The following is a 12,330-nucleotide window of genomic DNA, read 5'->3' as shown; positions in this document are numbered from 1 at the left end:
GGATGGCGTTCTTCAAATTATAGAAAACGTATGATTTAAGGCGAAAAAAAAGGCGGCACAGCGCCGCCTGATGTGGTCGTTATCGTCACGTCCCTACAAATCTGGAGAGTTTTTTCCCTCTTCGATGAACTCGGCGTCCAGCTCTTCGGCATTCCCCGCGTGATCGCGGCCGGAGAAGAGGTTCCAGCAGGCGATAAACAGCGCGGCGATGAGCGGCCCAATCACAAAGCCGTTAATGCCGTACAGCTCCATACCGCCGAGGGTAGTGATTAAAATCAGGTAGTCCGGCATTTTGGTGTCTTTCCCCACCAGCAGCGGGCGCAGGATATTGTCCACCAGCCCGACAATAATCACGAAGAAGCCAACAATAAACAGCCCCTGCCAGAGCTGGTGCGTGGCGAACAGGTAAATGGCGGCTGGCACCCAGACAATCGCCGAGCCGACGGCGGGGACCAGCGAGAGGAACGCCATCAGCGCGCCCCAGAGCACGCTGCCGTCGATGCCCACGATGGCAAACGCGATCCCGCCGAGCGTGCCCTGAACGACGGCCACCACTGCCGTCCCTTTCACCGTCGCCCGGGAGACGCCGACGAACTTGGCGAACAGGTGCTGTTTAACAAAATCAGACAGCGGCAGGGAGTCGAGGATCTGGCGTACCAGATACGGTCCATCCTTCAGCAGGAAGAACAGCAGATAAAGCATGATGCCGAAGCTAATCGCAAAGCCAAACGTGCCTTTGCCGATCAGGAACGCGCTGCCCGCCAGATACTGCCCGCCCTGCAGCGCAACGTCGGAGAGTTTTTTCTGGATCTGCGCCGCGTTGGTCAGGTTGTGATCCGCCAGGAAGCCGCTGGCCCAGTCCGGCAAGTGGTTGAAGATGCTCGCCACTACCTCCGGGAATTGGGTGTTGTTCTCCTGAAGCTTCGTGTAAACCACGTTCAGCTCAATGGCGAGCGAGGAGAGGATCACCATCAGCGGGATGAAAACGATCAGGCAGATAATGCCAATCGTCAGCAGCGAGGCCAGCCCGTTGCGATCCCCCAGCGCGGCGCGCAATTTGTTTTTTACCGGGTTGAAAATGACGGTCAGAATAGCGGCCCACAGTATCGCGGAGAAGTAGGGCGACAGCACGTCGAAGAAGGCCCAGGTCACAAGGGCGAGAATGAAAATAAAGAAACCTTTGGTCAGTCCGTTAAAGCGCATCAGTCAGTCCTGGTTACTAAGAAACTGTGACGACTATAGAACCGATTGCGAGAATTACCAACCCGGCGGCCAGTTCAGCAATATCGCAGTATGAATTTGCGCTTCACGGATAGCACTTTCGACTGACCGAAGATCGCACGTTCCCGCACCATGCTGTTAGTATCTGCTTGCGGAGGTGCTTATGGCCTGGCGTCCCATTCTTTATGTGATCCTCACAACCCACCCCAGACTCAGCGCGCGGCGTGCCCGTTTGCGTCTGGTCATCTAGCTTTTTATTAACAATCGCGGTATAACACCTTCTTTGGATGTTTAGATGTCCATACGTATAGAAGGTAATATGCAAACACAACAAGAAAATGGACAGCTTAAGCGCACCATGAAAACACGCCACCTGATTATGCTCTCGCTGGGCGGCGTGATTGGGACAGGGTTATTCTTTAATACCGGATACATCATTTCCACCACCGGTGCGGCGGGCACGCTGCTGGCGTACCTGATCGGCGCGCTGGTGGTCTGGCTGGTGATGCAGTGTCTGGGTGAACTCTCCGTGGCGATGCCGGAAACCGGCGCGTTCCACGTCTATGCCGCCCGCTATCTCGGCCCGGCGACGGGCTATACCGTGGCGTGGCTCTACTGGCTCACCTGGACGGTGGCGCTCGGGTCGAGCTTTACCGCCGCCGGGTTCTGCATGCAGTACTGGTTCCCGCAGGTGCCCGTCTGGGCGTGGTGCGTGGTCTTCTGCGTGGTGATATTCGGCCTTAACGTCATCTCCACGCGCTTCTTTGCCGAAGGGGAATTTTGGTTTTCGCTGGTGAAGGTCATCACCATCATCGCCTTTATCATCCTCGGCGGGGCGGCGGTCTTTGGTTTCATCCCGATGCAGGACGGTTCACCCGCGCCGGGCTTAAGCAACCTCACCGCCGAGGGCTGGTTCCCGCACGGCGGCCTGCCGATCCTGATGACCATGGTGGCGGTGAACTTTGCCTTCTCCGGGACCGAGCTTATCGGCATCGCGGCGGGTGAAACGGAAAATCCGCACAAGGTCATTCCGGTTGCGATCCGCACCACCATCGCGCGGCTGATCATCTTCTTTATCGGCACCGTGTTTGTGCTGGCGGCGCTGATCCCGATGCAGCAGGCGGGCGTGGAAAAAAGCCCGTTCGTGCTGGTGTTTGAAAAGGTCGGTATTCCTTATGCCGCTGATATTTTTAACTTCGTGATCCTGACGGCGATCCTCTCGGCGGCGAACTCTGGCTTATATGCCTCCGGGCGCATGCTGTGGTCGCTCTCGAATGAGAAAACGCTCCCGCGCTGCTTTGCCCGCGTGAACAAAAACGGCGTGCCGCTGACGGCGCTCTCGGTTTCCATGCTCGGCGGCGTGCTGGCGCTGTTCTCAAGCGTGGTGGCCCCGGACACGGTGTTTGTCGCACTCTCGGCCATTTCTGGCTTTGCGGTGGTGGCGGTGTGGATCAGCATCTGCGCGTCGCATTTCGTTTTCCGTCGCCGTCATCTGCAGTCCGGCCAGCCGCTCTCTGCGCTGAAGTACCGCGCGCCGTGGTATCCGCTGGTGCCGGTGCTCGGTTTTATCCTCTGCGTGGTGGCCTGCGTCGGCCTGTGGTTTGACCCCAGCCAGCGCATTGCCCTTTATTGCGGGCTTCCGTTCGTCGCCCTGTGTTATGGTGCCTACTACCTGACCCGAAATATGACATCGCAGGAGCCTGAACATGTCGCAGAATAATCCGCTTACCGCCATCCTTGAAAAACAGCCGTTTGTGGTGCTGGATGGCGCAATGGCAACGGAGCTGGAAGCGCGCGGCTGTAACCTTGCAGACAGCCTCTGGTCGGCCAAAGTGCTGGTGGAAAACCCGGATCTTATCCGTGAAGTGCATCTTGATTACTACCGCGCGGGCGCGCAGGTGGCGATCACCGCCAGCTACCAGGCCACGCCTGCGGGCTTTGCGGCACGCGGTCTGGATGAGGCGCAGTCCCGCGCGCTGATTGGCAAAAGCGTGGAGCTGGCGCGTAAGGCGCGCGAAGCGTACCTGGCCGAAAACCCGCACGCGGGCACGCTGCTGGTAGCGGGCTCCGTAGGGCCGTACGGGGCGTATCTGGCGGATGGCTCAGAGTATCGCGGCGACTACGTGCGCAGTGCCGAAGAATTCACAGAATTCCATCGCCCGCGCGTGGAAGCGCTGCTGGACGCGGGTGCAGACCTGCTGGCCTGCGAAACGCTGCCGTCGTTCACGGAAATAAAGGCGCTGGCCGCGTTGCTGACGGCGTATCCCCGCGCACGGGCGTGGTTCTCCTTCACCCTTCGCGACAGCGAGCACCTGAGCGACGGCACGCCGCTGCGGGAGGTGGTTTCTTCTCTGGAGGACTATCCGCAGGTCGTCGCGCTGGGCATCAACTGTATCGCGCTGGAAAACACCGCGGCGGCGCTGAAGCAGTTGCAAAGCCTGACGCCGCTGCCGCTGGTGGTCTACCCGAACTCGGGCGAGCATTATGATGCGGTAACCAAAACCTGGCACCACCACGGCGAAGCGTGCGAGACGCTGGCGGGGTATCTGCCGCAGTGGCTGGCGGCTGGAGCGAAGTTAATCGGCGGATGTTGTCGCACCACGCCGAAGGATATTGCAGAGCTGAACGCGCAGCGCTGAGTTTGTGCCGGGTAAGGCGCAGGCGCCACCCGGCACAAACCAACCGCACAAAATCAACTATCCTTTCCCGCTTTTTTTCTAAAAACGAATCGTCATTAGCGATTCTTTTTTATTCCTTTATCAAAATTCCCGCGCCGGAAATACTGCCCTCATAACAACAGGGGAGCAGGCACTATGGCAATTTCATCGCGAATCACACTTCTCGGCGCGCTGGCGCTGTGGGCATTTCAGGCGCAGGCGGTGGACGTTACCGTCGCGTATCAAACCTCGGCTGAGCCGGCGAAGGTTGCGCAGGCGGACAATACCTTTGCGAAGGAGAGCGGCGCGAAAGTCGACTGGCGCAAGTTCGACAGCGGCGCGTCCGTCGTGCGTGCGTTAGCGTCCGGCGACGTGCAGATTGGCAATATCGGCTCCAGCCCGCTGGCGGTCGCGGCCAGCCAGCAGGTACCGATTGAGGTTTTCCTCCTCGCCTCTCAGCTCGGTAATTCCGAAGCGCTGGTGGTGAAGAAAAACATCACCAAACCGGAAGACCTGATCGGCAAACGCATCGCCGTGCCGTTTATCTCCACCACCCACTACAGCCTGCTGGCGGCGCTCAAACACTGGGGCATCAAGCCGGGGCAGGTGCAAATCATCAATCTTCAGCCGCCGGCGATAATCGCCGCCTGGCAGCGCGGTGATATTGACGGGGCCTACGTGTGGGCACCGGCAGTAAACGAGCTGGAAAAAGACGGCACCGTGCTGACCGACTCCGAAAAAGTGGGCCAGTGGGGCGCGCCAACCCTCGACGTGTGGGTGGTGCGTAAAGACTTCGCCGAGAAACATCCTGAGGTAGTCAAAGCCTTCGCGAAAAGCGCGATTGCCGCTCAGCAGCCGTACATCAGCAACCCGGATGAGTGGCTGAAGCAGCCCGCCAATCTGGAAAAACTCTCCCGCCTGAGCGGCGTGCCGGAAGCGGACGTGCCGGGGCTGGTGAGGGGCAATACCTATCTGACCCCCGCGCAGCAGGTGCAGCAGCTAAACGGGCCGGTGAGCAAAGCGATTGTAGATACCGCCACCTTCCTGAAAGAGCAGGGCAAAGTGCCTGCGGTCGCGGCGGATTACAGTCAGTACGTCACCGACCGCTTTGTGAAATAAGGAGTCCGCCATGCTGAACATTACGAACCTGTATGCCGATTACGGTGGTAAACCCGCGCTGGAGGACATCAACCTGACGCTGGGCAGCGGTGAACTGCTGGTGGTGCTCGGCCCGTCCGGCTGCGGAAAAACCACGCTGCTGAATCTGATCGCCGGGTTTGTACCGTATCAGCACGGCACCATTCAGCTGGAAGGCAAAAAGGTGCATGGCCCTGGCGCCGAGCGCGGCGTGGTCTTTCAGAACGAAGGATTGCTTCCGTGGCGCAACGTGCAGGAGAACGTGGCGTTTGGGCTACAGCTTGCGGGTGTGAACCGTGAACAGCGGCTGGCAACCGCGCGGGCGATGCTGAAAAAAGTGGGGCTGGAAGGGGCGGAAAAACGCTTTATCTGGCAGCTTTCCGGCGGCCAGCGTCAGCGCGTCGGGATCGCTCGCGCGCTGGCGGCGAATCCGCAGCTGTTGCTGCTGGACGAGCCGTTCGGGGCGCTGGACGCCTTTACCCGCGAGCAGATGCAAACCCTGCTGCTGCGCCTGTGGCATGAGACGGGCAAGCAGGTGCTGTTGATTACTCACGATATCGAAGAGGCGGTGTTTATGGCGACCGAGCTGGTGCTGCTCTCGCCGGGGCCGGGGCGCGTGCTGGAGCGGCTGCCGCTGGATTTCGCACGCCGCTACGTCGCGGGAGAACCCGTGCGCAGCATCAAATCCGATCCGCGGTTTATTGAGCAGCGTGAATACGTCTTAAGCCGCGTGTTTGAACAGCGGGAGGCCTTCTCATGAGCATCGTCTTCAGTGAAAAAACGCGCCGCACGCGTCCGGCGCTGCGCTGGCCTTTCTCACGTCAAATTACGCTGAGCGTCGGTACGCTGCTGGTGCTGCTGGCAGCGTGGTGGGCGGTTGCGGCCCAGCAGTGGGTCAGCCCGCTGTTTCTGCCGCCGCCGGGACAGGTGCTGGCGAAACTCATCTCCATCGCCGGGCCGCAGGGCTTTATGGACGCTACGCTCTGGCAGCATCTCGGCGCAAGCCTGACGCGCATTCTGGTGGCGCTGCTGGCGGCGGTGGTTATCGGTATCCCGGTCGGGATCGCGATGGGCCTAAGCCCGACGGTGCGCGGCATCCTTGACCCGCTGATTGAGCTTTACCGCCCAGTGCCACCGCTGGCCTATTTGCCGCTGATGGTGATCTGGTTCGGTATCGGCGAAACGTCGAAAATTCTGCTGATTTATCTGGCGATTTTCGCGCCGGTTGCCATGTCGGCGCTGGCGGGCGTGAAGAGTGCCCAGCAGGTGCGCATTCGTGCGGCGCAGTCGCTGGGGGCCAGCCGTACGCAAGTGCTGCTGTTCGTGATTCTACCCGGCGCGCTGCCGGAGATTTTAACCGGGCTGCGCATCGGCCTCGGCGTGGGCTGGTCCACGCTGGTGGCGGCAGAGCTGATCGCCGCCACGCGAGGATTAGGGTTTATGGTTCAGTCGGCGGGAGAGTTCCTGGCGACTGACGTGGTGCTGGCAGGGATCGCGGTGATTGCCGCGATCGCCTTCGGATTAGAACTGGGGCTGCGCGCGCTACAGCGCCGCCTGACGCCCTGGCATGGAGAAATACAATGAGTGAACGACTGACCATCACCCCGCTGGGGCCGTATATTGGCGCGCAGGTGTCGGGCCTGGATGTGTCCCGCCCGCTGAGCGATAACCAGTTTGAGCAGCTGTACCACGCGGTGCTGCGCCATCAGGTGGTGTTCCTGCGCGAGCAGGCGATCACCCCGCAGCAGCAGCGCGCGCTGGCGTTGCGTTTTGGCGACCTGCATATCCACCCGGTCTATCCGCATGCGGAAGGGGTGGAGGAGATTATCGTTCTGGATACCCACAACGATAACCCGCCTGACAACGACAACTGGCACACGGACGTCACCTTTATCGAGACGCCGCCCGCCGGGGCGATTCTGGCAGCAAAATTACTGCCAGAGACCGGCGGCGATACGCTGTGGGCGAGCGGGATTGCGGCGTTTGAGGCGCTCTCTGCGCCGTTCCGGACGCTGCTGAGCGGCCTGCGGGCGGAGCACGACTTCAAAAAATCGTTCCCGGAATACAAGTACCGTAAAAGCGAAGAGGAGCATCAGCGCTGGCTGGAGGCGGTGGCGAAGCATCCGCCGCTGCTGCACCCGGTGGTGCGTACCCATCCGGTCACGGGCAAGCAGGCGCTGTTCGTGAACGAAGGATTCACGACGCGCATTGTGGACGTGACGGAGAAAGAGAGCGACGCGCTGCTGGGATTCCTGTTCGCACATATCACTAAACCGGAGTTTCAGGTGCGCTGGCGCTGGCAGGAGAACGACCTGGCGATCTGGGATAACCGCGTGACGCAGCATTACGCCAACGCGGACTATCTGCCGCAGCGAAGGATTATGCAGCGGGCGACGATTTTGGGGGATAAGCCGTTTTACCGCCCCTGATCCTGGAGTACCCGTAGGCCGGGTAAGCGCAGCGCCACCCGGCGAAAACGGTGCACAATTGCCGGGTGACGGCTACGTCTTACCCGGCCTACCAATCCCCGGCCAATTAAAGGTGCGCCTCAATATACCGCTGATAGCGGTTCGCCTTCAGGTAGCACAAATCCACCAGCACCAGACCGTCTACGCAGTTGTTGAACGCCGGGTCGCTGCCAAAATCAATAAACTGCACGCCGCCGGGCTCGCATAGCTCGGAATACTGTTTATACAGCGGCGGTATGCCGCAGCCCAGATTGCCGAGCAGGGATTTCAGCTTCGTCAAATCGTCCACGTAATCCACGCCGCCAAACTGTGCCAGCACGTCCGGTAAGGATGCCGGATACGGCTGACGTGACGCGGCTAGCGGATGCGTCGCGGGGAACCACAGGCGGTAAAAGGCGACCAGCAGATCCCGTGCCGCAGGCGGTAAGCCGCCGGAGATGGAGACGGGGCCAAACAGGTAGCGATAATGTGGGTAACGCGCCAGGTAAGCCCCGATGCCGGACCATAAATAGTCCAGACCGCGACGCCCCCAGTAGCGCGGCTGAATAAAGCTGCGCCCGAGCTCAATGCCGTGCTCAAGCACGTCCTGCATTTTGTCGTCGTAGTGGAACAGGCTGTAACTGTACAGACCTTCAACGCCGCGCTTTTCGATCTGCATGGCCGTCGGCATAAAGCGATACGCCCCGACGATCTCCAGATCCTCTTCATCCCAGAGGATCAGGTGCAGATAATCGTCATCGTAGCTGTCGGTGTCCCGGCGTTTACCGCTCCCTTCCTCCACCGCGCGAAACGCAATCTCGCGCAGGCGGCCCAGTTCGCGCAGAAGAGGCGCCTCTTCCTGCCCGTTGCGCTGCCACAGGTAGATGGTTTTACCGTCGCTGGTTTTACCCAGACATTCCGCCTGCGCCAGCTCGCGTTTCAGGGTGGCCCTGTCTTCCGGACGGGCAATGGCGCACTGGGTTTTGAAGACGCCAGGCAATCCCTTGCCAAGACGTATCACGTGCTGACGGCACTGCTCGGCCATCTCACGTGACGAAAGAGTGGCGCTATGCCAGTGATGCCAGGCGATTTGCTGGCCGATTTTAATCGGCAGCTGGCTGTGGCGGCGGCGGAACATCTGCTGCATTAGCAGCAGCATCGACAATGTCGGCGACACCAGCGTGCTGGCATAAAAGAGCAGGCTGTTATGCGCCTGAATATGCACCGGCAGCAGCGGGGCGCGCAGCTTGCTGGCGAGTTTGATAAAGCCGGAGTGCCATTTTTTATCGCGAATGCCTTTGCGCGTGGGGCGTGAAACTTCACCCGCCGGGAAGAAGATCAGCACGCCCGCGTTTTGCAGATGCTGCTCCATCTGAACCAGAGACGATTTCGCCGTCCTGCCGCCCATATTGTCCACCGGAATAAACAGCGAACTGAGAGGCTCAAGGTGGGTCAGCATCCGGTTGGTCACGACTTTAACGTCGCGCCGCACGCGGGAGACGGCGTACATCAGCGCCAGCCCGTCCAGCGTGCCTGTCGGGTGGTTGGCAATAATAACCAGTGGGCCATGTTCGGGGATTTGTTCGAGATCGCGGGCGGAAACGGTGCAGAGAATATCAAGGTGCTCCAGAACTTGCTCCACCATATCCAGTCCTTTCAGGTGGCGGTGAGCGGCGGCAAACTGCTGGAATTCTTCTTCGTAAAACAGCCTTTTTAACAGACTTTTTTGCCAGGGTGCAGGCCTCGCCTGAGGCCAAAGATCGTCGAGAACGCTATCGAGGCTAAACATGATTACTCCTCCTGCCGTCTTGCGAAGACAGTAGAAGGAGCAGATGTCGGTTGTATTGCAGTTTGGTGAAGATTAGCGGAGGATTTTTTTCTCGGCCAGATCCAGCGCGAAGTAGCTGAAGATCAGATCCGCGCCCGCGCGTTTGATCGCGCCCAGGCTTTCAAGGATCACTTTCTCTTCGTCGATGGCACCGGCCAGCGCGGCGAATTTGATCATCGCGTATTCACCGCTCACCTGGTATGCCCCCAGCGGCAGTTCGGTGCGCTCGCGAATGTCGCGCAGAATATCGAGATAGGCGCCAGCCGGTTTCACCATCAGGCAGTCTGCGCCCTGGGCTTCATCAAGCAGGGATTCACGAATCGCTTCCCGGCGGTTCAGCGGGTTCATCTGGTAGGTCTTACGATCGCCCTTCAGCGCCGTACCCGCTGCTTCACGGAACGGACCGTAGAAGGAGGAGGCAAACTTGGTGGAGTAGGACATGATGGCGGTGTCGGTAAAGCCTGCCGCATCCAGTGCCTGACGGATAGCCTGAACCTGTCCGTCCATCGCCGCAGACGGCGCGATGAAGTCCGCACCCGCAGCGGCAGCCACGACCGCCTGCTTGCCGAGGTTCAGTAGGGTGGCATCGTTGTCCACGCCGTGATCGCACAGTACGCCGCAGTGCCCGTGGGAGGTGTATTCGCAGAAGCAGGTGTCGGACATGACCACCATTTCTGGCACGGTATCTTTGCAGATGCGGGACATGCGGGCCACGAGGCCATCTTCTTTCCATGCATCGCTGCCGGTGGCGTCGGTATGGTGGGAGATGCCGAAGGTCATCACCGAGCGGATCCCCGCGTTGGCAATGCGTTCGATCTCACGCGCCAGGTATTTTTCAGGAATGCGCATCACGCCCGGCATGGCTTCGATGGCTTTGTAGTCATCAATCTCTTCTTCAACAAAAATCGGCAACACCAGATCGTTTAAGCTCAGTGTTGTCTCTTCAAACATAGCGCGCAGTGCGGGTGACTTACGCAGGCGGCGGGGACGTGCAATTAAATCGGTCATGGTATGCCTGATGTTTGTGGAACAAAGAAGGTTAGTGTACCTCAAAGTGAAGTGAGGTGTTTTACTAAAGTGGGCATTTTGATACCGATTAATGCGGCCTGTCTATGATTGCCAGTGAATTATATATAATTAACTAATCCTGCGGAATGTCGGTTCGAATTATTGATGTTAATTCTATTACGAAGGGAATGTATAAATAAAAATGATCTGTTTATAAAAGTCATATCACCTTTGCTTGTTTAGTTTATTTTGACTTTTTCTTTATAGTATTTATATTTAGCGCTCTTTTTCTCTCGTTTTACATCTGCTGATTGTCTGGATACGGACTTAAATGAATCATTCATTGAACCTTTTCTGAATGAAACTGCATAATTCACTCCGCAATTAAACATTGCTAATTGATTTACGGACAAACATGCTTACGTCCCTGAGGAGGGATGACCCAATGCAAACATGGAAAAAGAAACTGGTTGTATCTCAACTTGCATTAGCTTGTACGCTGGCTATCGCTTCTCAGGCTAATGCGAAAGATATTTCCGGTACGACATATAATACTTTTGGATATGATAATACCGCATCTACGCCGTGGTATTATGGCTACGCAGATTGGGATTACTCGGATGCCACCCATGATGGTGACATTTATCCGGTCATCAATAAATCAACCGTAAACGGTGTTATTTCGACTTACTATCTGGATGATGGGGTCAATGGCCGTGCGAACGCGTTGAGTATTTCTAACAGCACCATTAACGGCATGATCACGTCAGAGTGTATGACCACGACGTGTGCAGATGGCGTGGATACCGATGGCACCAGCCATGCCCAGTACGATCGTTTTAGCCTGACCGTTGATAACTCCACCATCAACGATGCCTACGAGCATTACGCGTATGATGTCGTCAATGGCGAGAATACTGAAACGCATTATCTGGACACCTATGGTCTGGGTAACGCAATTACCCTGGACGTTGAATCTGATATCGTTATTCAGAACAACTCCCACGTCGCGGGTATCACGCTGACGCAGGGTTATCAGGAACTGGATAACACACCATACGACGGCGTTGAAGGCGTTGCTAACAGCAGCAATGTCTTTACCGATACGCTGGTGGTGAAAGACTCCGTGCTGACCTCTGGTGCGTACAGCGATCTGGGCACCAACGGGTTCTACGGTCAAACGGCGAAGCCGAGCGACTATGGTGAAACCAACGCCTCGGCTGCGGATGATGCGGCGCTGATCGTTGCGGCCGGCGCGTCTGATAACGCCATGCAGACCACCGCTACCTTCGATCACTCTACCGTAACGGGTGACATTCTTTTCTCCAGCACCTTTGATAACAACTTCTACGAGAATGGCGATCCGGCAACGGATACCACTGAAGATGGTGTCTATAACCCAACCACCAACGGCTGGGACGGTACCGATACACTGGATGTAACGCTGACCAACGGCAGCAAGTGGGTCGGTGCAGCGCAGTCCAGCGTTGAAGCTATCGGCACTGCGCAGATGTATGGCCAGGGCTACAGCAACGTTGACTGGCACGCTCTGTCCCCGAACAGCATCTGGCCTGATTCTACCTTCGACAGCAACGGTCACGTTGCCGGTGAAGAGGTGTACCAAAGCGGCCTGTTCAATGTGGCGCTGGATAACGGTTCCGAGTGGGATACCCGCAAGGTCTCCAACATTGATGCGCTGACGGTGAACAACCAGTCTCAGGTCAATGTTGAAAACTCCGGCCTGCTGGCGGATTCAATCACCCTGACCAATGCTTCAACCATGAATATTGGCGACAGCGGAGCCGTGGCAACCGACAGCCTGTATCTGGACAGCTATAGCCGTGCGGCACTGACTGAAGAGACAGCAGAGCTGTATGCCAACACCATTACCGTAGACAACGGTGCCGAGCTGGCGCTGGGTCTGGGTCAGGTTGATACGCACAATATGGTACTGACCGATGGCGGCGTGCTCAACGTTGCCAGCCGCGATTATGTGCTGAACAGTGATCTGAACAACGCACGCTATATCACC

General features: G+C 58.0%; 9 protein-coding genes and 1 pseudogene. 7 read left to right on the top strand and 3 right to left on the bottom strand.

Features of this window, described 5'->3' with window-relative positions; genetic code table 11:
• Positions 1-93: 93 nt before the first annotated feature.
• Positions 94-1,203 (bottom strand): AI-2E family transporter, encoded by a 1,110-nt coding sequence (locus HBA26_RS13515; protein ID WP_047367583.1) that lies wholly within the window; start codon positions 1,201-1,203, stop codon positions 94-96.
• A gap of 337 nt (positions 1,204-1,540) precedes the next feature.
• Here HBA26_RS13515 and mmuP point away from each other — a divergent pair, with 337 nt between their 5' ends.
• The 6 genes from mmuP to tauD all read left to right on the top strand — a co-directional run bounded on the left by mmuP (position 1,541) and on the right by tauD (position 7,444).
• Complete coding sequence (gene mmuP / locus HBA26_RS13510) at positions 1,541-2,941, top strand: S-methylmethionine permease (protein WP_126345144.1); 1,401 nt, start codon at positions 1,541-1,543, stop codon at positions 2,939-2,941.
• Positions 2,928-3,860, top strand: coding sequence for a homocysteine S-methyltransferase (gene mmuM, locus HBA26_RS13505; RefSeq protein WP_126345143.1), 933 nt, complete (start codon positions 2,928-2,930; stop codon positions 3,858-3,860). The genes mmuP and mmuM overlap by 14 nt, the downstream gene beginning before the upstream one ends.
• Before the next feature lie 174 nt (positions 3,861-4,034).
• Positions 4,035-4,997 (top strand): taurine ABC transporter substrate-binding protein, encoded by a 963-nt coding sequence (tauA, locus tag HBA26_RS13500; protein WP_028012107.1) that lies wholly within the window; start codon positions 4,035-4,037, stop codon positions 4,995-4,997.
• A 10-nt stretch (positions 4,998-5,007) separates the two neighbouring features.
• The gene (gene tauB / locus HBA26_RS13495; RefSeq protein WP_126345142.1) at positions 5,008-5,775 is read left to right on the top strand and encodes a taurine ABC transporter ATP-binding subunit; all 768 of its coding nucleotides are present in this window, start codon (positions 5,008-5,010) and stop codon (positions 5,773-5,775) included.
• Complete coding sequence (tauC, locus tag HBA26_RS13490) at positions 5,772-6,599, top strand: taurine ABC transporter permease TauC (protein ID WP_048957569.1); 828 nt, start codon at positions 5,772-5,774, stop codon at positions 6,597-6,599. Before tauB ends, tauC begins: the two co-directional genes overlap by 4 nt.
• A complete protein-coding gene (gene tauD, locus HBA26_RS13485; RefSeq protein WP_041911116.1) occupies positions 6,596-7,444 on the top strand; it encodes a taurine dioxygenase in 849 nt (282 codons plus the stop codon). Before tauC ends, tauD begins: the two co-directional genes overlap by 4 nt.
• Positions 7,445-7,550: 106 nt before the next feature.
• Here the strand turns inward: tauD and HBA26_RS13480 are convergent, their stop codons facing one another.
• Positions 7,551-9,251: a lysophospholipid acyltransferase family protein gene (locus HBA26_RS13480; RefSeq protein ID WP_126345138.1), complete on the bottom strand. Its 1,701-nt coding sequence runs from the start codon at positions 9,249-9,251 to the stop codon at positions 7,551-7,553.
• Between the two features lie 72 nt (positions 9,252-9,323).
• Positions 9,324-10,298 (bottom strand): porphobilinogen synthase, encoded by a 975-nt coding sequence (hemB, locus tag HBA26_RS13475; RefSeq protein WP_045259875.1) that lies wholly within the window; start codon positions 10,296-10,298, stop codon positions 9,324-9,326.
• Between the two features lie 445 nt (positions 10,299-10,743).
• On the opposite strand from hemB, the pseudogene HBA26_RS13470 reads away from it, so the two are divergent.
• Positions 10,744-12,330: pseudogene (locus HBA26_RS13470) on the top strand (autotransporter outer membrane beta-barrel domain-containing protein); the annotation flags it as partial.

The sequence above is a fragment of the Enterobacter sp. 725m/11 genome (assembly GCF_011683705.1).
GTDB classification, from domain to species: Bacteria; Pseudomonadota; Gammaproteobacteria; order Enterobacterales; family Enterobacteriaceae; genus Enterobacter; species Enterobacter bugandensis.
The sequence above is the reverse complement of the archived record's forward strand: the minus strand, read 5'-3'. Positions and strand labels throughout refer to the sequence as shown.